The sequence below is a fragment of the Corynebacterium atrinae genome (assembly GCF_030408455.1).
GTDB lineage: Bacteria > Actinomycetota > Actinomycetes > Mycobacteriales > Mycobacteriaceae > Corynebacterium > Corynebacterium atrinae.
This window is the reverse complement of sequence record NZ_CP046977.1, coordinates 1,341,591-1,363,138: the sequence shown is the minus strand read 5'-3', so window position 1 is coordinate 1,363,138 and position 21,548 is coordinate 1,341,591. Positions and strand designations below refer to the sequence as shown.

Below are 21,548 nucleotides of genomic sequence, written 5' to 3'. Positions count from 1 at the left end.
CGCATGTCTGAAGATACTTCCTTTGATGCCCTCCTCGTCCTTTCTTTCGGTGGCCCCGAATCGGACGAGGAGGTCGTTCCTTTTTTGGAGAATGTCACCCGCGGACGCGGCATTCCGAAGGAACGACTAGTACAGGTCGGGGAGCACTATTTTCACTTTGGGGGGAAGAGCCCTCTCAATGACCTCAATAGGGAAATCATCGCTAACTTAGAGGTCGAAATCGCCAGGCGCGGGCTGGACCTTCCCGTTTACTTTGGCAATCGAAACTGGCACCCGTTTGGCAACGACACCGCCGAGCAAATGGCTCGAGATGGGGTTCGAAAAGCTCTCGTCTTCGCTACGAGTGCGTGGGGTGGCTACTCCGCGTGCTTGCAATACCACGAAGATATCCGAGGAATCCGAGCACACTTGGCCGACGAGGGCCTGCCGGTCATAGATTTCACCAAGCTCCGTCAGTTCTATGATCATCCGGCCTTTATCAGCGAGATGGCCGAAGCGGTGCGTGAAGCCTACTCGCGTATTCCGGAAGATCGCCTCGAAAGCACCCGGATGCTCTTTACCGCGCATTCTGTTCCCACCGCCGCCGATAAGGCTGCCGGCGGTGAATCCAATCCGCATCTCTACTCTCGCCAGGTGGCGGAGGCGGCGCGGCTAATCGCGGAGGCAGCGAGCATCGACGATTATGACCTCGTGTGGCAGTCCCGGTCCGGAAACCCGCGCACACCGTGGTTGGAGCCCGACATCGTCGACCACACGACAGAGCTCGCCGGCCAGGGAACAACCGCCGTCGTGGTCTGCCCGGTCGGGTTTATCTCTGATCACATGGAGGTCGTCTGGGACTTGGACACCGAACTGGTCAACGCTGCACAGGAGCTCGGAGTTGTCGTCGAGCGGGCCCGCACCGTCGGTCCCACTGACACGTTTTCGCACATGGTGTTGGACCTCGTCGCCGAAGTCATGAACGGGGCACCACCCATCGGCCTAGGCACCGTCACCGTTGCTGGCTGCACCACCAATGGCGAGCCGTGCCGCCCAGGTTGCTGTCAGCTCACGCGGCCAAACTCCCCCACGGCATAGGCCACCCCGGCCATGCGTGCCTGACGGATGTGCCGCCACAGGCCAAGCAGCTGAGGGTCGAGGCGGTGATCGTTCATCCGAGTGGTCACCGTCTCGATAATGGCGGCCACGTGGTCAGCTCTCGCGAACAATTTGGCGGCGCGGGGCGGCACTGCTTCCGGGAGGCCCGGAGTGTCGTAGAAGTCCGCCAACGTGCCCACGGTCAGGCGCGGGGAACTCAGTGCATCAGTGCGATAGCCGGACGCCTCGACGATCCGGGCTGCCTCGTCCGTCGCCCGGGTAAGCAATAGATCCGCTTCCCCGGGGCTGAGCCATGCGGGAGCGGGAAGCGGCTGATCCTCCGTGAACCACTCCCATCCGCCGGACATCGTGGGCACAAGAATGTGCGAGGTCAGCGGGTCGCTGTCCCGTACCACGATGGCGTCACCAGTGCTTTGCGACGCCGCCCTGGCCGCCGCACTCCCCGCCCGCAGGGCGGGAGCGTCCCCCGGTCCCGACAACACCAACCGCAAAAGCGGTTCCCCAGGTGCCACCTCGCGGGTGAAGCGGCGAAGGTCCCGGAGAGCGTCGATAAGCTCGTGTGTGCCTAAGTCGTTGAGCGCATCGATGAGGTGATCGGTAGAGGTAAGCCCATAAAGCCACGCACCGAGCCACACCGAGGTGTTTTGCAGCGGCGACCAGACTTGCGAGCGGATATCCATGGCGGGGGAGTCTAGCCGATAGACTGACCCGCCATGAGCTTCAGTGATCCTTATGGCGGCGATATCTTTTCCGGACATCGACGCAACCAACCACGTTCCTATCCGTCGATCCCCGCGAAGCCCGGCCTCGTTGTAGAAATTAGGGGAGAGGACTTTGTTGGGGCAGTTGTGGGTTGGGAGCGCACCTACGACGGGGAGTTTGTGCGCCTGGAAGATCGCCGCGGTGTGCAGCGGCTGTTCCAGCTCACCCCAGGAGGCTTCCTTTTCGAGGGCCAGCCGGTCTCCCTCACCCGCTACCTTCCCCCGAAGGACACCACCCCGCAACGTTCCAATTCCGGTTCGCGGAAAGTGGAGAATGTCCAGGCAAAAGTCGCCGCCCCCTCGAGGATTTGGGTGGAGGGTATCCATGACGCAGCGATTGTGGAAAAGGTCTGGGGTCATGATCTCCGGGTCGAGGGTGTGGTCGTTGAATATCTGGAAGGCCTGGACAACCTCGAAGCTCGTCTCGCCGAATTCAGCCCAGGGCCCGGTCGACGCGTCGGAGTGCTGGCCGATCACCTAGTCACCGGCTCCAAAGAATCGCGCCTCACGGAATCAGTGGGGGAGCACGTGCTGGTCACTGGCCACCCATTCATCGATATCTGGGCGGCGGTGAAACCCGAGCGCCTGCGCCTGAAGGCGTGGCCCGACGTGCCCTACGGCGAGGACTGGAAAACCGGGGTGTGCCGCCGCGTCGGCTGGTCGGACCCGCAGGAGGGGTGGCGGCGGGTATCGTCCGCCGTGACGTCTTTCCGCGACCTCGACTCCACGCTTATTGGGGCCGTCGAGCGGCTCGTGGACTTTGTCACCACACCCGAGCTGAGCAAGTCCGACCTCATGTAGGTGCCGTCCGGTACCTTGGTCTTCGTGGGAGCAATAGTCTGGTTCATAGCATCGCTGGTACTGGCCGGCCTCGAATTGGCGGTCGGTGAATTCACCCTGCTAATGCTGGCAGGCGGCGCCCTCGTCGGCGGAGGCGTGGCGCTAACAGGTGCTCCACTGTGGGCTTCCGTCCTCGCGTTCGCCATTACGTCCATTGGGCTGCTGATGTTCCTGCGGCCCTTTCTTAAGCGCCGGCTTCTTCGGCCACAAGTGCTTGATACCTCTTTCAACGCGCTCGTTGGTTCCACTGCACTGGTCATTGACTCGGTGGAGGAGCACGGGGGTCAGATTCGGCTCGATGGATCGGTGTGGTCCGCGCGTTCATTGGATCCCTCACACACGTTTGTCGAAGGTGAGCGTGTCACCGTCATCAGCATTGATGGCACCACCGCCGTAGTTTGGAAGGAAGATTAATTCGTGTTTGAACTCATATTTCTCGCAGTTCTTCTCATATTCATCGCCATCATCGTCATTAAATCTATCGCGCTGATTCCCCAGGGTGAGGCGGCGGTTATTGAGCGCTTGGGCAGCTACACCCGCACCGTATCCGGCGGTTTGACGTTTTTGTTCCCATTTATTGATCGGGTGCGTACCCGGATCGATACCCGTGAACGCGTCGTTTCCTTCCCGCCGCAGGCCGTTATTACCCAAGACAACCTGACGGTCGCGATCGATATTGTGGTGACATTCCAGATTAACGATCCGGCGAAGGCCATCTACGGCGTGGACAACTACATCGTCGGTGTCGAGCAGATTTCCGTGGCTACGCTGCGTGACGTCGTCGGCGGCATGACCCTGGAAGAGACGCTGACCTCGCGCGATACCATCAACCGGCGCCTGCGCGGCGAGTTGGACGCCGCCACTGCCAAGTGGGGCCTTCGTATTAGCCGAGTCGAGCTCAAGGCCATTGACCCGCCGCCCTCCATCCAGCAGTCGATGGAAATGCAGATGAAGGCGGATCGCGAAAAGCGCGCCATGATCCTCACCGCCGAGGGTCGCCGCGAGTCTGACATCAAGACCGCTGAGGGTGAAAAGCAGGCTCGTATCCTTTCCGCTGAGGGTGACAAGCACGCGGCGATTCTGGCTGCCGAGGCTGAGCGTCAGGCCATGATTCTGCGCGCTGAAGGTGAGCGCGCATCGCGTTACCTCCAGGCTCAGGGTGAGGCCCGCGCAATCCAGAAGGTTAACGCTGCCATCAAGTCCTCGAAGCTCACGCCGGAGGTCCTGGCGTACCAGTACCTGGAAAAGCTGCCCCAGCTGGCCGAGGGCAAGGCTTCAACGATGTGGATGATCCCTTCGCAGTTCGGTGATTCTCTCGAGCAGTTCGCCCGTACCTTCGCGAAGAAGGACGACGAGGGGGTTTTCCGCTACGAGCCCGCCCACGTCGACGACGAAACTCGCGAGATGGCCGAAGCCGAGAACACCGACGACTGGTTCTCTACCGCCTCCGACCCGGAGATCGCGGCCGCGGTCGCTGCGGCGAATGCGGTGGCCAACAAGCCCGTGGACCCAGAGCTTCATGAGCTCAAGGGCCGCACCCAAAAGTCTGATAGCCCCGCGGAACTCGAGTCTTCGCCGCTAAGCCTCGAGGGCGAGGACTACTAGCTTTCTGCCTGGCTGAGTAGATTGACCGCCAGCTGCCAGCCAGCGGTTTCTGCTTGCCACCCAGCCGCCTGAAGGCGCTGCGACATCGCCTGTTTGGAGATGCCCAGCACCTCGGCGGCTTCGTTTTGGTTCAGCCCGGAACGCACCAATGACGTGGCCTCGCGTCCCTCGATCGTCCGCTTGGACAGCACGTGCCCCAGGAGGGCGAAAGTAGCAGCAATATCATCCGCCAGCGTCCCCGACGCCTGCTGCTTCACGTAAACAATGCCGGCCCGTGCGGTCCGGCTTATCGACGCCGTCGCCTCCCGCCTTGCCCCATCCTCAGCGGGGGCCAGCCCAACGCCGATGGCCCAATTGCCATCGGACAGCAGCGCCATAATCGTGTCGCATACCGCGCGTGGCGAGTCGACAACTGCGCGAATATCTTCGACACCGAGCAATTCAAACTCGCCGACCCCGTCGAGGGTGGACAACGCTTCCGCGGATCGTTTTACGAGGTCAGCGCGGCGGGCCTCCCGGCCCCGGTAGCGAGCATGCACCGCAAACATCGGTGTGTGGCCTCCTTCTACTTCCTTAAGTTTCTCTTAAGTAAGAGTCTACGGCACAGGCTTGACCGGCAGGCGTTGGTCGACGGCGAGTCCAAGGAATCCTATGCCAGCCAGCGTTAGGGTGATCACCAGCACTTCGGGATCAAGATGCCCGGTGAGGGCGTCGCCAAGCACGACGGTGGTCACCGTACCCGGCAGCGAACCCACGAACGTGGCGATAGTAAACGCCCACAGTGGCACACTCGTCAGTGCCGCCGCGTAATTGAGGACCGAGAATGGCACGCCCGCAATCATGCGCAGCGACGTCACCGCGAGCCAACCCCGCTGTTCGAGGCGGCGATTTATGGTGGCCACCGCCGGGTGGTTCAACCTGGGACGCATCCACTCACCAAGAAGACGCCGCATGATGGTCAGCGATAGCGCAGCGGCGGCCGTTGTGGCGCTAATAGCCAGCAAAATCCCCAGCCAAGGGCCATAGAGTACCCCGCTGGCCAGGGTGAGAAACGTGCGAGGGATGGGAAACTGGGTGACCGCGACGTAGCCCAACCAGAACAGCACCATGAAACTCGGCCCCGCCGCCGTCGCCCATTCGCGCAATGTGGCAATCGACGGAATATCGATGAGGGCAGTGATGGCGATGAAGGCAACCAGACCCGCGACGACCAAAAGACGACGCTGCCACGACCACCCTCGGACTGCCGCGACGGCGTCATGGACCACGCCGCCAACAAACTGCCCAAATCGATTCACGAGGCATGAGTCTACTGCGCCCCTCGTGCGAGACGGCGAATCCCGCGCCCGGTGCCTCCAGTACGTCGCTATGCTTGGACGTGGATTATGCACTCAGTTAGTTCTAAGGAGAGAACATGGCAGACCTACGCACCGATCACGGCCCCAACCCCTACGTGCTGGACATCGAGGATGTGACCAAAGAGAACGAAGCATTCCGCGACACCCTGTGGACCGGTAAGTTCCTCCAAATGACCGTGATGGCCATCCCCGCCGGCGGTGAAATCGGCGCCGAAGTCCACGATGACCACGACCAGTTCCTGCGCCTCGAGGCAGGCAAGGGTCACATCATGATCGGCGATTCCCCGGACAACCTCGACGTCGACCAAATCGTCGAAGACGATTTCGCCATCTTCGTCCCGGCCGGCAAGTGGCACAACATGGTGAACGAGGGCGAAGAGACCATCAAGCTCTACTCCATCTACGCCGCCCCTGACCACGTGCCCGGTACTTATCATGAGACCAAGGAAGACGCTGACAACGATCCGAACGAGCAGCACTAAACAGTTATGTCTCAGGGTGCTTACGTCTCGTTTCTGGGGATCGACGGAATAGACAAGACGACCCTCGCGCGAGCATTCCGAGACGAACTTGTTGCGCTGGGTGTGAAGGTCGAGGAAGTCTCTTGGCGTTCCACCAATCGAGAGGGCCGTCAATCTTGGCCCACTGACGCTCTCCAGGAGCTCTGGGTAGAGACTTTCCGTCTGCTCTTCGGTGGGTCGACTACGGCTGGTAAACCGCTCGCTCTTCCGCGCGACTTCGCCTCGTGGGAGGGCGGCGGGTGGGAAGACAAACTGGGTGAGATGTCCCTCACCAGCGCGCACCGAAGTGGTCCTATGGCAGCGGCGCTGGCCGAGTTGTCCGGAAACCTCGTGCTTACCGACGCCGTCATCCGCCCACTCGTGGACTCTGGCACCGTGGTGATTCAAGAAACCTTCCCCTACAAGCACGTGCTTAAGGAAATTCTCGTAGCCCGTCAAATTTCAGACGAGCCTCGTTTTACGGGAATGTGTGACTTGTTGGGAAGCGTCATTCTGGACGTATTCGGCAGTGCTCACATGCAACCCGACCTTGGCGTTTTCGTCGACAGAGATCCTTACCTGGCCCATGCTTGGCGGATGAATGAAACCGGCAGGCTGGGACTTCTGGAAGACTTCGGCGCGGCCGGGGATCGAGGTAGGGAAAGCTATCTGCAGCTGCAAGAACAATCCGCCTCTTACTTCTCCGCCGCCGCGACATCCTGGGGTTGGGAGACACACGTCGTGGACAACTCCGGACTCGACGCCAACCTCTCCCGGGGACTCGACCTGCTCATGACTTCCCCGACGGTCAGTCGGATTCTCACCTGACCAATCAGAAACGCTCGTAGGATTCCCCTTCTTGGTAGCCGTGCCTCTATTCCCACGACCGTGGAGGACGGGGTGAGATTTCTTGAGCGCAGGCTTTGGCACTCGCGTCGGGATCAGGAAGTCGCGATCAACATGAATTCTCTAGAATCCGAATTCTGGTTTTCAGTGACCAGGGGAAATGCTAAGTAGCACCATTCATCTTAGAGAATTTGTGGACCCCGCCGATTCGGTCCCATGGGTAGCAGCCCGAACGGCATAAGGCCCAGGAAAGGCATACCAACGAAAAAACTAGGGCCCCTCCCACCGATTTCGGTGGGAGGGGCCCTAGTATGGTTGTGCCCGAGGGGGTGTCTGATTCCGTGACATCGTTCCGCATGTCTCATGAGATCGTTCCGCCCCATAAAGCCCTGATGTCTCACAACACTCTTCCGCATGCCCCGCCCTCCCACGGGAGGAACATCATCGTGCCCAGGATCAGAAAAGCAGATGTCCCGGGACATCGTTCCACCCACTACGAACACGCAGTGTGGACGAGTATCAGAAGGGGCCACGGAAACGTCAAGGCCAGCCGCTAGCAGCCTTACAACTCGGATCAGTAGGTTCCCTTGGTATCAGCGAAGATCAGCCAGGTACAGGAGGCCGCCAGTGGCGGCTTTAAATACTGGGGCACCCAAGAAGTCTCACGCATCAGTGGAGAAGAAGCTCCGATACTCCCGCCGAATCGACCAGATTCGACCGACCTGAACCCGCACAAAAAAGGTCATGCCCCGAGACAAAGTAGGAACTATGTCTCGAGACACGACATTGTGCCCGAGGGGGGACTTGAACCCCCACGTCCGTTAGTAGGACACTAGCACCTCAAGCTAGCGCGTCTGCCATTCCGCCACCCGGGCTGGGTGTTTTTCAATTTTCATGCTCACCCTCTTGGCTGGGCACTCGCATTACTGTAGCCGCAACTCACTAGCGGACACAAATCCGCATGTCACAGGTAGTTACAGGGGTGTAACTGATACTCTTTTGTATCACTATGAAGCGTACGTATTCTCCTCTCAAGCGGATGGCCACGTGGTCGTGGTTTGTTCCTGCTCAGGTGCCCACTGACGATCCGGTGGTGGCTCCTGAGGGCTGGACTTCCCGACGTCAGGGTGCGTTGGCGATGTTGGGGTTGCATGGCCGGGCTGTGGCGGTCGTGGTTGCGTGTGTGTTGTTGGCGCAGGTTCAGATGGTTCTTGTTTCGGTTCTGGTTTCGAAGGGGTCGCAGGCGGCGTTTGAGGAGCGGTCGATGACGATTGCGGCGCTGGCGATCGTGGCGGTTGCTGGTTTAAGTCTCTTTGGCTGGGTTGCGGAGAGTACCAGCGATGCGCTGACGGATTTGGCGGCGTCGCGGACGGTGAACTCGGTTCGGATGTCGTTGACGTCTCGGCTGGTGGGGGCGATTCCGACGTCGCTGACGCCGGGTCAGGTGCTCAATACGGTGGATGCGGATTCGTATCAGATGGGGGAGTTGAAGCAGCTGATTAACTGGCCGGTGATGATGTCGTCCTATCTCGTGGGTACGGCAATTGCGGTTGGTTTTGCCCACCCGTGGTTGGGGCTGCTGACGTTGTTGGCGGGAGTGTTGACGGCGGTGGCAACGTTGGCGACGGCTGGGCCGTTGGCGCGGGTGGCGGCTCGGCGTCGAGAAGCGGAGGGACATGCCATGTCCCTGGCGACGGACTTGGCGCAGGGTTCGCGGGTGGTGAAGGGCTTGGGCGCGGTGAACGCGTCGACCCAAAGGTTCGAGTTCGCTACGGGCAGGGCTTTGCGGGTCATGTTGGTGGAGGCGCGGCTGATGGGGTGGTTGACGTTGGTTCGGCAGCTGGTGCCGACGGCGTCGATAGTCGGCATTCTCGTGGTGGCGATGGTCATGACGCGGGAGGAAATGATTAGTCCGGCGGGGTTGGTGACGGCGTCGTTGTTGGTGCCGCCGGGGTTGATGTTTCTTGGCTATTCGTTGAGTTTTGCGGTGGATTATTGGTCACGGGGTGTGGTGTCGGCGCAGCGTATTCGGGATTTGGTCGGCGACCTGGAGGCACCCCAAGCACCTCAATCATTAACCCAACCTCTTCCTCCGAAGGGGCTGACGGTGTGGTCGGCGACGTCGGCGGCAGGAGTGAAGAAGATCCGTAAGCGCCTCAATGAGCTCGAGCACTTAGGCGACCCGGAGGTCATTGTCGCGCCCCATACTGTGGCGGTGTTTGAAGGTTCGCTGGCCGATAACATCGACGCTCTCGGGACGAGTTCACCGGACCATGTGCAGGCGGCTCTTACGGCTGCGGCTTGCGGAGATATCATCACTCGCCTCGGCGGGATGGACGGTGGAACGTTGCCGGATTCGCCGATCGGCGAAGCGGGTCTCAACCTTTCCGGTGGGCAGCGGCAACGGGTGGCGTTGGCGCGCTGGCTGGTCCGCGACCCGGAAGTGCTGGTGTTGGATGAGCCGACGACGGGGTTGGATGCGGTGACGCTGGATACGGTGGCGCATAGTGTGTCGCGCCTGCGCCGGGATCGATCGACGGTAGTGGTGACGACATCGGCTGCGTGGATTGCGGTCGCTGAAAGGGTGGAGGATTTCGGATGACAGCCTGGCAATTGAGCGACCGGGAGGACGCGCTGGCGCCAGCGAGCCTGAGGCAGTCCCTGGCGATGCTGCGGACGTTGCCGACGAGCCCGCGATGGTCGTGGTATCTCGGCACCGGCGCCGTCGTGGGGCTGACGGTGGGGGCGATGGCAGCTTCTGCTTCGTTGCTCGGTCGAACGGTCGATCTACTCAATGAACCGATGCGTAGCTTCCTCTGGCTGTTGATTGCTGTTGGTGTGGCCATGCTGGTGGAAACGGCTGGACGTGCTGCCACCGGATGGGTCCTCCTGGCCCGCACCCGGATGCTGTCGGTGGACCTGCGCCGGGCGGCCCTGTCGTCGGTGCTGCGCGCGCCTGTGCCGGACGTGCTCGAATTGGGCACCGGTACGGTGATCACTCGGCTGACCCACGACATTGACACGGTCGTCCGGGTGGCGTCCACGGTGGGCGTGCGATTGGTGCTTACCGTTTTCATGTTCCCCGTGACACTTATCGCGCTGCTGATAATCCGTTGGGAGTTCATCTTCCCCTTGGCGCTGATGGTGGTGGTGATCATCCCGCTGCTGAAGTCGATACTGCCGCGGATGCCGCAGGCCGCGAACATCGTGTCTACCGCCGAAGCTCGCCGCAATGCGGTGCTGCTGGACACGGTGCGTAGCTTGCCGACGGTCCGGGCTCTGCGCTTAGGGCCCTGGTCACTGGAGCGCACCCGGCAGGCCTCTTGGGCTGCCGTGCAAGCCCAGGCTGATCGGGCCCCGCTCTTCGTGCGTCTGTTGGGCTTCGGCAATATCGCCTACATCACCCTGTTGGCTGGGACGTTGGGGATCGCCTTGTGGCTGGTCAGTACCGAGCAAATCAGCCTCGGCGCGGCCACCGCCGCGATCGTCCTCGTCGTCCGGCTCGAAGGGCACGTTTTCAACGTGCTCTTCTTCGCCGGCGAAATCCAGGAGGCCAGCACCTCCCTCGGCCGGGCTGTCGCCCTGGCCAGATTGGTGCGTGACGACGAACGCGTGTCCCCAGTCGATCTCACCTCCGCGCCGACGATCACGATCGACTCCCTCGGTTTCTCCTACCCGGGTGGCGCGGCCATCCTCCCCGATATTTCCGTCACCTTGCCTGCTGGTTCGACGACTGCTTTGGTCGGTGCTTCCGGGGCGGGGAAGTCGACGTTAGCTGGTCTCATCGCGGGTTTGCAGCGCCCGAACACTGGTCGCATCATCATCGACGGGATCGATACCGCTGAGGTTGATGATGCCTGGACCACCCGGCAAGTCACGTTGCTGACTCAGGATGTGCACCTTTTCAGCGGGACTCTCCGGGAGGATCTGCGCATGGCCTTCGCCGATGCCAGTGATGAACAGCTGCTAGAGGCATTGGCCGCCACGGGTCTCAAACCAGGTTCCGCTGCGTGGGCGCGCCACCTGCCCGCTGGTTTGGATACCACCGTCGGGGCTGGGGCCGACCCACTGCCGCCCGAAGCTGCCCAACAAGTGGCGCTGGCACGCATTATTCTGCGCGACCCGCCCGTGCTCATTATGGACGAGGCGACCTCGGAGGCCGGAAGTGATGATGCCCGAGCACTGGAAGAGGCGGCCACCGCGGCAGCCCGTGGGCGGACCAGCCTCATTGTGGCTCACCGCCTGGACCAGGCCGTGAAAGCGGACCGAATCCTCGTCATGGACCTGGGGCGGATTGTGGAAAGCGGAACTCACGCGGAACTCATTGCTGCGGGTGGCCGCTATGCCGAGTTGTACTCGCGCTGGGAGGGGCACAACGGCGGCGATATGTGATCTCGGGTACAAAAGAAGGTATGAGTAACTACGCCGAAGATTCCCGATTCCCCGGACCCGACCCCTACGCGCCGCTGAAGGATCTCCCCTCCTTTTCCCTCACCTCGACTGATTTCGAGGACGGCGACAAACTGGGGGACTCGCTCCGCGCACCAGCGAGCATCTCCCCGCAATTGTCGTGGTCTGGCCTGCCGGAGGGTACGAAATCAATAGCTATCACCTGCTTCGACCCGGACGCCCCAACCGCTTCCGGGTACTGGCACTGGTCAGTATTCAACATTCCCGTCTCGGTCACTTCGCTCCCTTCAGGGGCAGGATCGACCTCTGACCTAGGAATCGAGGGAGTGATCACGCTCAAAGGAGATAGCGGCGAAAAGGCCTACTTTGGGGCATACCCTCCGGAAGGCCACGGGCCGCACCGCTACCTCTTTGCGGTGCACGCGGTGGACGTCGAGAAGCTTGACATTGACCCGGATTCCACCGCGACGGTGCTGGGATTCAACCTCTACTTCCATTCGCTCGGCCGGGCCATTCTCTGGGGCTGGTCCGAAACCAAGTAGGCTCTACAGGATATGAGCGAAAAGCAGAATCAGCCTGAACCCGTCTTCCGTGTCCCGCTGGCACTTCGTGTCGGCGGTGCCTTCATGGCCTTAGCGTTGGCTCTGGTGGTCTTTACCGTTATTGCCGTGTTCAGTGATGGTTGGGGACAGCCGTACGACGTTACCGGCCGCATGCTCGTGCTGTTGGTGGCTGCGGCAATTCTGGGAGCCTTTGCCACGATTCGCAAGGATCAAGCGTCGAGCCGAGCACAGATCATCGCTCTCATAGTGGCCGTGGCGCTGGTGGTTTTGGCCCGCTTCATCCCCAACGAGTCGATCTACCGGATGCCGCAGTATCTACTGGCCATGTACGCGGTGTTCGCGCTGTTCTGCGCCCTGATCATTCGTCGATCGCTGATCCCCAAGGACTAGTCCTTTTATTCAGGCAAGATCGACGAGCGCCATTCCAGTCCGGAGCCAATGGCCTCGCTGATGTTGCTCAGACCGTGAGCGTGGATCTGGGCAGCGATTCCGCGGTGAATGTTGCGGATCCAGTCGGGCCCGCCGTAGATCAACCCGGTGTAGCCCTGTAGAAGGGTGGCGCCGGAGGTGATACGCTCCCACGCCTGCTCGGGAGTGGTGATGCCACCGACGGAGATGAGAACGAGGTTGTCTCCCACGCGGGCATAGAGGCGCTTGAGTACCTCCAACGAACGGGCGGCCACGGGGGGACCGGAGATGCCGCCGGCGCCTAGTGCTTCGACCTTAGCGGCCGGAGTCACGAGGTTCTCGCGGGAAATGGTCGTGTTCGTGGCAACGATGCCGGCCAAGCCAAGCTCGAGGGCCAGGTCGGCGACGGCGTCGACATCCTCATCGCTGAGGTCCGGGGCGATCTTGACCAACACCGGGGTGGTGGTTGATTCCTGGACGGCGGCGAGGATGGGGCGCAGTGATTCCACGGCCTGCAAGTCCCGCAGGCCCGGGGTGTTGGGGGAGGAGACGTTGACCACGAGGAAGTCAGCGAGATCGCCGAGGAGAGTAGCAGAGCGGCGATAGTCCTCGACGGACTCTTCGACCGGCACGACCTTGGTTTTACCAATGTTAATGCCAATGACATCGTTGTAGCGGCGGCGCCGGAGATTCTGAGCTGCTTCGGCCGCACCGGCGTTGTTAAAACCCATGCGATTGAGGATCGCGTGGTCTTCTTTTAGTCGGAACAGCCGCGGGGTCGGATTGCCCGCCTGAGGTGAGGCGGTAACGGTACCCAGTTCGGAGTAGCCGAAGCCGACCGCTGTCCACGCATCGGCAGAGGTGGCATTCTTATCAAAACCCGCCGCGAGCCCCAGCGGGCGCGGAATGGTTCGGCCGAAAACCTCCTGGGCAAGGACGGGATCATTCACCGGAACAATCTTGCCAAGCACGCGGTTCGCCGGACCGACTGACTGCAAAACGGCCAGGCCATTGTTAATGAGGCCATGGATCCGCTCCGGTCGGAGAGTAAACATGGCTTTCAAGGCCACCTGGTAAGCAGAGGTACGCAAAGACACTTAGGCTCCTTCGAGGTCGTCGATAACTTGGAGGCCGTCGCCGGACGCGGAGGCGATAACGACTGTGCCGTTTGGCAAGACGACGAGGTGGTGGGCATTGGCGATTGTGGACAGGGATAGTTGTTCTTCCGGCACGCCTTGGGCGATAGAGAAGCCCGCGAGGGTATTCGTCGCGGTCGAAGTGACTAACGCGAGGTCACGTCCGGATTCCCAAGCCACGCCCCAGGGGCTGTCATCAACCGGGTGGGTCTGGTGGAGGCGAATAACGTCGGTCGCGGTGTAAATGGCGACCTGATCACCCATCGTGTCGGAGGCCACGACCAGGCCATCCTCCCCGCCAGCGATCTGACCGATTCCAACGCCGACGCGCAACGTGCCGCCTTGGACCTTCTTCTCCCAGTGAATGTCCTGGATCGTGGTGTTGGGGAGATTGGTGCGGACGGCGACGTCGGGTGCTCCGTCCACCGGAACGGTAATCAGCTGGGTGGTCGGGCCCGCTACCGAGATGACTTCCGGGTCTCGGTCCGGGCGGTAAACGGCGACCTTATCGGCGTCCGCGCTGCCCGCGATGAGCTCACCACTACCGGTGAGGGAGGCGGAGGCGACCGGTGCGACCTCGCTGACTGTGATGGTGTTGACGGTGGTGGGCTCGGCGGCGTCGATAAGCATGACCTCATCCCCGCAGGCCAAGGCAAAGGTATTGCCGGTAGCGGTGAGGTCGGCGCAGGAATCCGGAATCTCGATAGAGGTGGCGGAGCCAGCGTCAAAATCGGCGATGGTGCCCACAACCAGGCGGGCACCCGAACGCAAGCCGAGGATATCTCCCGCGAGTTCCATGTCGGAGACTTCGGCGTAGTCACTAGGTAGTGCGATGACACGACCGGCAGGATTTGTGGCAGGAGGGGAGTCGCTAGCCACTGCATTTCCCATCTCGGGCCCCGGTTCGGGGGAAGAACCCGCCTGACAGGCGCCAAGAAGTAGTGAGGTGGCGGCCACTGCCGCCAGGGCTGTCACACGTCCGGATTTCACAAGTGTTCAGCCTATCAGGGGCTCTAGCGGGAGACGTCGTCTAGCGCCTTGGTGATGGCACGGGGTAGCTGGGTATCCGTGGCCTGGAGCAACTCGGTGAGTTGGGCCGGGGTGGAGGCACCGACGACCGTCGAGGATATGCCGATGCGATCGCGGGCCCAGGCCAGAGCCACCACGGCGGGCGGCAGACCGAGACCTTCGGCAGCGGTGTCTACGGCATCAACGACAGTGTCCGACTTCGTCCCCAGCATGGCGTGGACTTCGGCCCGAGCGGAACGTGGGGCTCCGGTGCGATAGCGGCCGGCCAAGACTCCTCGGGCCAATGAGGCCGCCGCAATCACCCCGACGCCCAGGTGAGAGGCCGCGGGCAGCAACTCTTCCTCGATGCCCCGGACCAGCAGGGAATATTCGTGCTGGGTAGCCACAATTCTGTGGGGGGCCAACGGCTGAGTGACGGCGAGTTGCCAGCCGCTGTAGTCGCGTACTCCGGCATATCGAGTACGGCCGGTGCGCACGGCCCAGTCGAGGGTGTCCGCCACCTCAGCTGGTGGAGTTTTCTCATCCCAGTATCCCACCGACCAGAGGTCTAGGTGGTCCGTGTTCAAGGCGCGCAGCGTGGCTTCCAACTGCGCGATGAGCGAACGGCGGGAGCAATCCACCCGTCGGCCGACCGGCGAATGAGGATCCACGCCGGCGGAAGAAGAGAGCAGAATCTCCTCGCGGGGGATTTTCATGGTGCGTAACACCTCAGCCAACGCCGCTTGCGCCGCACCGGAGCCATAGGCGGGGGAACTATCCACCAATGTGCCACCGGATCCAAGGAAAATGCCGAGGAGTTCCGTGGCATCCTCCAACGATGTGGACTGTCCCCACTGGGCAGTACCCAGCCCGACTTCCGAGACGCGCAATCCGCTGACACCCACAAGTCGTTGCTTCACTTGGTCCACAGTAGTAGTAGCGTAAGCCCGGTGATTGAATTGACGCATGCGGCGGCGGCTGCAGACAACATGAGTTGGATTCAGGTTATTGTCCTCTCAATCGTGCAAGGTCTGACCGAGTTTTTGCCGGTGAGCTCCTCCGGGCATTTGCGGATCGTTTCCCAGCTGTTCTGGGGTCAAGACGCTGGCGCGTCCTTTACCGCCGTGGTGCAGCTAGGCACGGAGCTGGCGGTCCTCGTGTTCTTCGCCCGGGACATTTGGCAAATCCTCACCGGCTGGTTCCGGGGGCTGTTAAATAAGGAACTGCGCGGTTTTGATTACCGTATGGGCTGGATGGTCATCGTCGGCACCCTGCCCGTGGCCATTATCGGCTACCTGGGCAAGGATCTCATCCGAGAGGGCCTGCGCAATCTCTGGATCACCGCCACCGTGCTCATCGTCTTCTCCTTCGTATTCATCCTGGCGGAGCGCTACGGCAAGAAGCAGCGGTCATTTGACGAGCTGAACATGAAAGACGCGATCATCATGGGCTTCGCGCAGTGCTTGGCCCTCATTCCGGGCGTCTCACGTTCGGGAGGCACCATCTCTGCCGGCCTGTTCCTCAATCTGGACCGCGAGGTGGCCACCCGTTTCAGCTTCCTGCTCGCTATCCCCGCCGTCTTGGCTTCCGGGTTGTTCTCGCTTCCCGATGCCTTCGCTCCGGCAGCGGGCCAGGCAGCCAGCGGTTCCCAGCTGCTCCTCGGCGTGAGTATCGCCTTCGTCTTGGGCTATGCCTCCATCGCCTGGCTGCTCAAGTTCGTGGCCAACCATTCCTTCGCCTGGTTCGCCGCCTACCGCATCCCAGTTGGCCTGCTCGTCATGGCTCTGCTGGCATTCGGGGTGTTGCAGCCCGTATAGAGTGTGAGTCATGCGTTCTTGGCCCACCCCCGTTGTCCCGCTTATCGACGCCGCGGGTCCAACCATCCCGCTCAACCTCTACGACACCGCCGACGAGGCTATTCGCCCCGTCGGCGGTGTGAAAGACGATGGCAGCGTCGGCATGTATGTCTGCGGAATCACCCCGTATGATTCGACCCACCTCGGCCACGCCGCGACTTATCTCACTTTCGACCTCATTCACCGCCAGCTGCTGGATAACGGCCACCGGGTTCATTATGTCCAGAACATTACCGACGTGGATGATCCGCTCTTCGAACGCGCAGAGCGCGATGGTGTGGATTGGCGCGAGCTCGGAGACAGCCAGATCGACCTCTTCCGATCCGACATGACCGACCTTTCGGTCATTCCTCCGCGGGACTATATCGGCGCGATGGAATCCATCGATGAGGTCATCGACTTGGTCCAACGGCTCATCGACCGGGGCGCGGCCTACATCGTCGACGACCCCGAGTACCCGGACGTGTACGCCTCTATCGCCGCCACCGATCAGTTCGGATATGAGTCCAACTACGATCGCGCGACGATGGATGAACTGTTCGCCGAAAGAGGCGGCGATCCCGATCGCCCCGGCAAGCGTGATCCGCTCGACGCCCTCATCTGGCGGGCGCACCGCGAGGGCGAACCGGCCTGGGAGTCGCCCTTCGGCCCGGGTCGGCCGGGCTGGCACATCGAGTGCTCCGCGATAGCGACGAATCGGCTGGGGGAGAGCTTTGCCATCCAAGGTGGTGGCAGCGACCTTATCTTCCCGCACCACGAGTTCTCGGCGGCGCACGCCGAGGCTGGGCTCGGCAGCGAGCGAATGGCCGGGCACTACGTCCATTCCGGCATGATAGGCCTCGATGGCGTGAAGATGAGCAAGTCCTTGGGCAACCTCGTCTTCGTCTCCAAGCTCACCGCCGCGGGCGTCGATCCCTCCGCCATCCGGCTTGGCGTCTTCGCCTCCCACTACCGTGCCAACCGGGATTGGTCTGACGCCGTCTTAGCTCAGGCCATTGGACGGCTTGATTCCTGGCGCGAAGCGATTACCCACCCCGGATCCGTGGACAGCGCGCAAGCGCTGGTCCAGGACCTCCGCGCGCACCTGGCGGCGGATCTGGATACTCCTGGGGCACTCGCGGGCGTCGATAAGTGGGCGAGTAGCCCCCGGGGAGAGGACGAGGAAGGCGCAGCAGAACTGGTGATTGCTGCCTTGGATTCCCTCCTGGGAGTGCGGCTCTGATCTTTTTCGGCCACAATGGCCACCATGACCATTCGCGCTGAATTCCAACCAGCTGTAGACGAGTTCATTTCCACGCTGACCGACTTTTCCACCGGCAGCTACCTCAAGGACGAAGACAAGGAATTCTGGGAGCAACCCTTTGATCCTGCAGTGTTGCCCCAGCTACGCGGCATTCTCGAAACGCTCCTGGATAGCCTCGACACCCTGCCGGATGACCCGTCGGCGGAACTACTCGTCGGTGTGGTCACCAAGACGGTAGGCGAGCTCGAGTCATTCAACAGTGCTCAGCATGATGCCGTATTGGAGCCAGAAGAAAAGGCCGAGCTCAATCAGATAATCCGCGATGCTTCCGCAGCCACCGGCGCCGAAGATGACGCCCTGGCCGAACTGCCTGAGCTAGATTAACGGGCATGCTCAAAGCAATTTTCTGGGATATGGACGGCACCCTAGTGGATTCAGAGCCGCTGTGGGAGATCGCTACCTATGAACTAAGCGAAAGGCTAGGGCGGCGACTGACGCCTGAGCTGAGAGAGTCGACCGTCGGCGGCAGCTTGCGGCACACGATCGACGTGTGCGCCTCACACGCAGGGGTCGTGTTGGAAGAGGCGGACTACGTCACCCAACGACGTATCATTTATGACCGGATGGCGGAGCTCATGGCCGACCAGCTGGTGCCTAATCCGGGAGTTCAAGAACTACTGGGAGACTTTCGCGCCGCTGGTCTCCCAATGCTGGTGACCACCAACACTGAACGCGAGTTGGCCGACCCTTCCATTGCGGCGGTTGGCGCCTCCTACTTCTCTGGTTCCGTGGCTGGTGATGAGGTTATCCACCCGAAACCCGCTCCCGAGATGTATCTGGAGGCGGCGCGCAGAGTGGACGTCGCCCCATCCGATTGTCTCGTATTCGAAGATTCCCATGCTGGTATGACCGCAGCTCGGGCTGCCGGATGCCGGGTTATCGGGCTCGCCGACGCAGGACCTGAGGGCGTGACGCTGCTCAAAGAAATTCACGGAGACACCACCTTTGAGGGGGTCACTGCCGAGAAAGTTCGCGACTGGTTCGCGCGCCTGTCGGTGTAGTGGGCTACTCTAATCGCCGTGAAGAACTTTGACTCTCTCTACGCCGAATTGTCCGCCCGCGCGAAGGACCGACCTGAAGGGTCCGGCACCGTTGCAGCCCTCGACGCGGGTGTGCATCATATTGGCAAGAAAGTCATCGAGGAGGCAGGCGAAGTATGGATCGCCGCCGAATACCAGTCCGATGAAGAGCTCGCCGAGGAAATGTCGCAGCTGATCTATTGGACGCAGGTTTTGATGGTCGCCCGCGGCCTCAACCCGGACGACATCTATAAGTACCTTTAGGAGCCCGTGACCATGATCAAGATTGCCGTCCCTAACAAGGGCTCACTCTCCGAGGCCGCCGTCGAAATTCTCGCGGAGGCCGGATACAAAGGTCGCGGAGATTCCAAGGCCCTCGCGGTATTCGATACTTCCAATGACGTTGAGTTCTACTTCCTGCGCCCCAAAGATATCGCCATCTACGTCGCCGCCGGCATGCTCGACTTGGGCATCACGGGCCGAGATTTGGCTCGCGATTCCCGCGCGGAGGTCCAAGAGGTTCTGTCTCTTGGCTTCGGGGGGTCGACCTTCCACTACGCCGGTCCCGCCGACGAGACGTGGACCATCGAAGATCTGGCGGGGAAGCGGATTGCCACGTCCTATCCCAACTTGGTGCGCGATGACCTGGCCGCTCGCGGCATTGAAGCCGAGGTTATCCGCCTGGACGGTGCGGTGGAAATTTCCATCAAGCTCGGCGTGGCCGACGCCATCGCCGACGTCGTTTCCACCGGAAACACCCTGCGCCGCCAGGGCCTATCGACCTTCGGCGAGCCCCTCGTTGACTCGGAGGCCGTGATCGTCGCCCGTGCCGGCACAGAACTTACTGCGGACGAGCGCGTCCTCCTCGCCCGCATCGAAGGCATCTTGCATGCGCAGAACTACCTCATGCTCGACTACAACATTGCCCGCGATCGACTCGATGCCGTATCCCGCGTAACTCCTGGTTTGTCTGCCCCGACGGTCTCGCCACTGGCACGAGAGGACATGGTCGCCGTCCGTGCCCTCGTCCCCCGTAAGCGCGCCAACGACATTATGGACGAACTTTCCCAGCTCGGAGCCCAAGCAATCTTGGCTACTGAATTGCGCATCGTGCGTATTTGATAGCTTTTCGACGACCGCGTGTCCCCACCGCACCGCAGAAAAATTCTGCGGTGCGGTGGTTTCTGTTTTGGGGCTAGCATGGAAGTAAATCAGATTCTTTCTTGTACGGAATACACCCAATCTCAGAGGAGATGTTCACATATGGCAAAAACGACGAAGGCTCAGCCGAAGTCCGAGAAGGAGACGAAGGACGTGAAGGAGCACAACTCCACCGCCGTCGCCCGCGCCACTCGCACCGAGGAAGACCTGCTCGGCCACATGGAAGTACCCGCGGACGCCTACTACGGCATTCACACTCTCCGCGCAATGGAGAACTTCCAGATTTCCCGCACCCAAATCAACGATGTTCCCGAGTTCATTCGCGGCATGGTTCAGGTAAAGAAGGCCGCTGCGATGGCCAACCGTCGCCTGCACACCCTGCCAGCCAAGAAGTACGAGGCAATCGTCTGGGCCTGCAACCAGATCCTCGATGAGGGACGCTGCATGGACCAGTTCCCGATCGACGTCTTCCAGGGTGGTGCTGGCACCTCGCTGAACATGAACACCAACGAAGTGGTGGCCAACCTCGCGCTGGAGCACCTGGGTGAGCCGAAGGGCTCCTACGACATCATCAACCCCAACGACGATGTCAACATGTCGCAGTCGACCAACGATGCGTACCCCACCGGCTTCCGCCTCGGTGTGTACACCGCCATGACGACCCTCATCGAAGAAATTGATCTTCTGCAGAAGGCATTCCAGGAAAAGGGCCGCGAGTTCCAGGACATCCTCAAGATGGGTCGCACCCAGCTGCAGGACGCCGTGCCGATGACCCTCGGCGACGAGTTCAACGCCTTTGCCCACAACCTCGCCGAAGAACAGGCCGTGCTCCGGCACGCAGCCGATCGCCTCCTCGAGGTCAACCTTGGCGCCACCGCCATTGGTACCGGCGTCAACACCCCCTCGGGCTATCGCCACCAGGTGACCGCATCTCTGTCTGAGGTCACTGGTCTGGACCTTAAGTCCTCCCGCGACCTCATCGAGGCAACGAGCGACACCGGCGCATACGTGCTCGCTCATTCGGCCGTCAAGCGCGCTGCAATGAAGCTGTCCAAGATTTGCAACGACCTTCGACTGCTGTCCTCTGGCCCGCGTGCCGGACTCAACGAAATCAACTTGCCGCCCCGCCAGGCCGGCTCCTCGATTATGCCGGGCAAGGTCAACCCGGTCATTCCCGAGGTGGTCAATCAGGTCTGCTTCAAGGTCTTCGGCAACGATCTCGTCGTCACGATGGCCGCAGAAGCTGGTCAGCTGCAGCTCAATGTCATGGAGCCGGTGCTGGGTGAGGCACTGTTCCAGTCCATCCGCATCCTCGGCAACGCCGCTCGCAGTCTGCGCGAAAAGTGCATCGTGGGAATCACTGCCAACCCCGAGGTTTGCCGCATGTACGTGGAAAACTCCATCGGCATCGTCACCTACCTCAACCCGATCATTGGTCACCATAACGGCGACATGGTTGCAAAGGAAGCCACCATCACGGGGCGTTCGGTAAAGGATATTATCCTGGAGCGGGGTCTGATGGAGGAAGAGGAGTTGAACAAAGTCCTTAGCGTAGAGAATCTCATGCACCCGCAGTTCCGCGGAACTTTGTACCTCGATTCCTAAAACCTCCAACCATACGGGAGCGAAATCGAGAGAGAAACCCTGTCCACTTGTGTCCTTACCCACACAAGTGG

23 protein-coding genes and 1 tRNA gene are annotated in these 21,548 nt (G+C 61.2%); 17 read left to right on the top strand and 7 right to left on the bottom strand.

Going from position 1 to position 21,548, the window contains the following annotated elements; translation table 11 throughout:
• Window positions 1-3: 3 nt before the first annotated feature.
• On the top strand, window positions 4-1,077 hold the full coding sequence (locus CATRI_RS06710) for a ferrochelatase (protein WP_290215964.1): 1,074 nt from the start codon (window positions 4-6) through the stop codon (window positions 1,075-1,077).
• Here CATRI_RS06710 and CATRI_RS06705 read toward each other — a convergent pair.
• A complete protein-coding gene (locus CATRI_RS06705; RefSeq protein WP_290215962.1) occupies window positions 1,044-1,778 on the bottom strand; it encodes an Rv1486c family protein in 735 nt (244 codons plus the stop codon). The genes CATRI_RS06710 and CATRI_RS06705 overlap by 34 nt on opposite strands.
• 33 nt (window positions 1,779-1,811) lie before the next feature.
• Between CATRI_RS06705 and CATRI_RS06700 the strand changes: the two genes are divergently transcribed.
• The 3 genes from CATRI_RS06700 to CATRI_RS06690 are packed head-to-tail and all read left to right on the top strand — an operon-like array spanning window position 1,812 to window position 4,304.
• The gene (locus tag CATRI_RS06700) at window positions 1,812-2,660 is read left to right on the top strand and encodes a DUF3097 domain-containing protein (RefSeq protein ID WP_290220886.1); all 849 of its coding nucleotides are present in this window, start codon (window positions 1,812-1,814) and stop codon (window positions 2,658-2,660) included.
• Window positions 2,661-2,684: 24 nt separating this feature from the next.
• The gene (locus tag CATRI_RS06695) at window positions 2,685-3,113 is read left to right on the top strand and encodes an NfeD family protein (RefSeq protein WP_290220881.1); all 429 of its coding nucleotides are present in this window, start codon (window positions 2,685-2,687) and stop codon (window positions 3,111-3,113) included.
• Between the two features lie 3 nt (window positions 3,114-3,116).
• Window positions 3,117-4,304 (top strand): SPFH domain-containing protein, encoded by a 1,188-nt coding sequence (locus CATRI_RS06690; RefSeq protein WP_290220879.1) that lies wholly within the window; start codon window positions 3,117-3,119, stop codon window positions 4,302-4,304.
• Here CATRI_RS06690 and CATRI_RS06685 read toward each other — a convergent pair.
• A complete protein-coding gene (locus CATRI_RS06685) occupies window positions 4,301-4,852 on the bottom strand; it encodes a MarR family transcriptional regulator (RefSeq protein ID WP_290220875.1) in 552 nt (183 codons plus the stop codon). The two genes, CATRI_RS06690 and CATRI_RS06685, sit on opposite strands and share 4 nt — an antisense overlap.
• A gap of 48 nt (window positions 4,853-4,900) precedes the next feature.
• The gene (locus CATRI_RS06680; RefSeq protein WP_290220872.1) at window positions 4,901-5,602 is read right to left on the bottom strand and encodes a TVP38/TMEM64 family protein; all 702 of its coding nucleotides are present in this window, start codon (window positions 5,600-5,602) and stop codon (window positions 4,901-4,903) included.
• Between the two features lie 116 nt (window positions 5,603-5,718).
• On the opposite strand from CATRI_RS06680, the gene CATRI_RS06675 reads away from it, so the two are divergent.
• Window positions 5,719-6,144, top strand: coding sequence for a cupin domain-containing protein (locus CATRI_RS06675; RefSeq protein WP_290220868.1), 426 nt, complete (start codon window positions 5,719-5,721; stop codon window positions 6,142-6,144).
• A gap of 6 nt (window positions 6,145-6,150) precedes the next feature.
• A complete protein-coding gene (locus CATRI_RS06670) occupies window positions 6,151-6,990 on the top strand; it encodes a hypothetical protein (RefSeq protein ID WP_290220865.1) in 840 nt (279 codons plus the stop codon).
• Window positions 6,991-7,797: 807 nt separating this feature from the next.
• Here CATRI_RS06670 and CATRI_RS06665 read toward each other — a convergent pair.
• A tRNA-Leu gene (locus tag CATRI_RS06665) sits at window positions 7,798-7,883 on the bottom strand.
• Window positions 7,884-8,017: 134 nt separating this feature from the next.
• On the opposite strand from CATRI_RS06665, the gene CATRI_RS06660 reads away from it, so the two are divergent.
• Genes CATRI_RS06660 through CATRI_RS06645 form a run of 4 tightly spaced genes read left to right on the top strand, consistent with a single transcriptional unit; the run spans window position 8,018 to window position 12,371 of the window.
• A complete protein-coding gene (locus CATRI_RS06660) occupies window positions 8,018-9,610 on the top strand; it encodes an ABC transporter transmembrane domain-containing protein (RefSeq protein WP_290220863.1) in 1,593 nt (530 codons plus the stop codon).
• Entirely contained in the window at window positions 9,607-11,400 is a 1,794-nt protein-coding gene (locus tag CATRI_RS06655; RefSeq protein ID WP_290220852.1) for an ABC transporter ATP-binding protein, read from the top strand. Before CATRI_RS06660 ends, CATRI_RS06655 begins: the two co-directional genes overlap by 4 nt.
• A gap of 20 nt (window positions 11,401-11,420) precedes the next feature.
• Window positions 11,421-11,960 (top strand): YbhB/YbcL family Raf kinase inhibitor-like protein, encoded by a 540-nt coding sequence (locus CATRI_RS06650; protein ID WP_290220850.1) that lies wholly within the window; start codon window positions 11,421-11,423, stop codon window positions 11,958-11,960.
• A gap of 12 nt (window positions 11,961-11,972) precedes the next feature.
• On the top strand, window positions 11,973-12,371 hold the full coding sequence (locus CATRI_RS06645) for a hypothetical protein (RefSeq protein ID WP_290220848.1): 399 nt from the start codon (window positions 11,973-11,975) through the stop codon (window positions 12,369-12,371).
• 5 nt (window positions 12,372-12,376) lie between these two features.
• Here the strand turns inward: CATRI_RS06645 and CATRI_RS06640 are convergent, their stop codons facing one another.
• The 3 genes from CATRI_RS06640 to CATRI_RS06630 are packed head-to-tail and all read right to left on the bottom strand — an operon-like array spanning window position 12,377 to window position 15,501.
• The gene (locus CATRI_RS06640; RefSeq protein ID WP_290220846.1) at window positions 12,377-13,486 is read right to left on the bottom strand and encodes a quinone-dependent dihydroorotate dehydrogenase; all 1,110 of its coding nucleotides are present in this window, start codon (window positions 13,484-13,486) and stop codon (window positions 12,377-12,379) included.
• Window positions 13,487-14,515 carry a hypothetical protein gene (locus tag CATRI_RS06635; protein WP_290220844.1) on the bottom strand — a complete coding sequence of 343 codons (1,029 nt, stop codon included), beginning with the start codon at window positions 14,513-14,515 and terminating at the stop codon, window positions 13,487-13,489.
• A gap of 23 nt (window positions 14,516-14,538) precedes the next feature.
• Window positions 14,539-15,501 (bottom strand): aldo/keto reductase, encoded by a 963-nt coding sequence (locus CATRI_RS06630; protein ID WP_290220842.1) that lies wholly within the window; start codon window positions 15,499-15,501, stop codon window positions 14,539-14,541.
• 21 nt (window positions 15,502-15,522) lie between these two features.
• Here CATRI_RS06630 and CATRI_RS06625 point away from each other — a divergent pair, with 21 nt between their 5' ends.
• The 7 genes from CATRI_RS06625 (at window position 15,523) to aspA (ending at window position 21,477) form a co-directional block, all read left to right on the top strand.
• The gene (locus tag CATRI_RS06625; RefSeq protein ID WP_290221005.1) at window positions 15,523-16,350 is read left to right on the top strand and encodes an undecaprenyl-diphosphate phosphatase; all 828 of its coding nucleotides are present in this window, start codon (window positions 15,523-15,525) and stop codon (window positions 16,348-16,350) included.
• Window positions 16,351-16,360: 10 nt separating this feature from the next.
• Window positions 16,361-17,611 (top strand): cysteine--1-D-myo-inosityl 2-amino-2-deoxy-alpha-D-glucopyranoside ligase, encoded by a 1,251-nt coding sequence (mshC, locus tag CATRI_RS06620; RefSeq protein WP_290220840.1) that lies wholly within the window; start codon window positions 16,361-16,363, stop codon window positions 17,609-17,611.
• A 24-nt stretch (window positions 17,612-17,635) separates the two neighbouring features.
• On the top strand, window positions 17,636-18,016 hold the full coding sequence (locus tag CATRI_RS06615) for a hypothetical protein (RefSeq protein ID WP_290220838.1): 381 nt from the start codon (window positions 17,636-17,638) through the stop codon (window positions 18,014-18,016).
• A 5-nt stretch (window positions 18,017-18,021) separates the two neighbouring features.
• Window positions 18,022-18,693 carry an HAD family hydrolase gene (locus CATRI_RS06610; RefSeq protein ID WP_290220836.1) on the top strand — a complete coding sequence of 224 codons (672 nt, stop codon included), beginning with the start codon at window positions 18,022-18,024 and terminating at the stop codon, window positions 18,691-18,693.
• A gap of 18 nt (window positions 18,694-18,711) precedes the next feature.
• Window positions 18,712-18,975, top strand: a complete 264-nt coding sequence (locus tag CATRI_RS06605; RefSeq protein ID WP_290220835.1) for a phosphoribosyl-ATP diphosphatase — start codon at window positions 18,712-18,714, stop codon at window positions 18,973-18,975.
• A gap of 12 nt (window positions 18,976-18,987) precedes the next feature.
• Complete coding sequence (gene hisG / locus CATRI_RS06600; RefSeq protein WP_290220833.1) at window positions 18,988-19,833, top strand: ATP phosphoribosyltransferase; 846 nt, start codon at window positions 18,988-18,990, stop codon at window positions 19,831-19,833.
• A 141-nt stretch (window positions 19,834-19,974) separates the two neighbouring features.
• A complete protein-coding gene (aspA, locus tag CATRI_RS06595; RefSeq protein WP_290220831.1) occupies window positions 19,975-21,477 on the top strand; it encodes an aspartate ammonia-lyase in 1,503 nt (500 codons plus the stop codon).
• Window positions 21,478-21,548: the final 71 nt, after the last annotated feature.

Bases quoted from the DNA above. Each gene is read 5' to 3' on its own strand.
- aspA (WP_290220831.1), top strand. From the start codon at position 19,975: ATGGCAAAAACGACGAAGGCTCAGCCGAAGTCCGAGAAGGAGACGAAG.
- CATRI_RS06705 (WP_290215962.1), bottom strand. From the start codon at position 1,778: ATGGATATCCGCTCGCAAGTCTGGTCGCCGCTGCAAAACACCTCGGTG.
- CATRI_RS06655 (WP_290220852.1), top strand. From the start codon at position 9,607: ATGACAGCCTGGCAATTGAGCGACCGGGAGGACGCGCTGGCGCCAGCG.
- CATRI_RS06630 (WP_290220842.1), bottom strand. From the start codon at position 15,501: ATGCGTCAATTCAATCACCGGGCTTACGCTACTACTACTGTGGACCAA.
- CATRI_RS06645 (WP_290220848.1), top strand. From the start codon at position 11,973: ATGAGCGAAAAGCAGAATCAGCCTGAACCCGTCTTCCGTGTCCCGCTG.
- CATRI_RS06660 (WP_290220863.1), top strand. From the start codon at position 8,018: ATGAAGCGTACGTATTCTCCTCTCAAGCGGATGGCCACGTGGTCGTGG.
- mshC (WP_290220840.1), top strand. From the start codon at position 16,361: ATGCGTTCTTGGCCCACCCCCGTTGTCCCGCTTATCGACGCCGCGGGT.
- CATRI_RS06650 (WP_290220850.1), top strand. From the start codon at position 11,421: ATGAGTAACTACGCCGAAGATTCCCGATTCCCCGGACCCGACCCCTAC.
- hisG (WP_290220833.1), top strand. From the start codon at position 18,988: ATGATCAAGATTGCCGTCCCTAACAAGGGCTCACTCTCCGAGGCCGCC.
- CATRI_RS06675 (WP_290220868.1), top strand. From the start codon at position 5,719: ATGGCAGACCTACGCACCGATCACGGCCCCAACCCCTACGTGCTGGAC.
- CATRI_RS06670 (WP_290220865.1), top strand. From the start codon at position 6,151: ATGTCTCAGGGTGCTTACGTCTCGTTTCTGGGGATCGACGGAATAGAC.
- CATRI_RS06685 (WP_290220875.1), bottom strand. From the start codon at position 4,852: ATGTTTGCGGTGCATGCTCGCTACCGGGGCCGGGAGGCCCGCCGCGCT.
- CATRI_RS06610 (WP_290220836.1), top strand. From the start codon at position 18,022: ATGCTCAAAGCAATTTTCTGGGATATGGACGGCACCCTAGTGGATTCA.
- CATRI_RS06615 (WP_290220838.1), top strand. From the start codon at position 17,636: ATGACCATTCGCGCTGAATTCCAACCAGCTGTAGACGAGTTCATTTCC.
- CATRI_RS06625 (WP_290221005.1), top strand. From the start codon at position 15,523: ATGAGTTGGATTCAGGTTATTGTCCTCTCAATCGTGCAAGGTCTGACC.
- CATRI_RS06700 (WP_290220886.1), top strand. From the start codon at position 1,812: ATGAGCTTCAGTGATCCTTATGGCGGCGATATCTTTTCCGGACATCGA.
- CATRI_RS06710 (WP_290215964.1), top strand. From the start codon at position 4: ATGTCTGAAGATACTTCCTTTGATGCCCTCCTCGTCCTTTCTTTCGGT.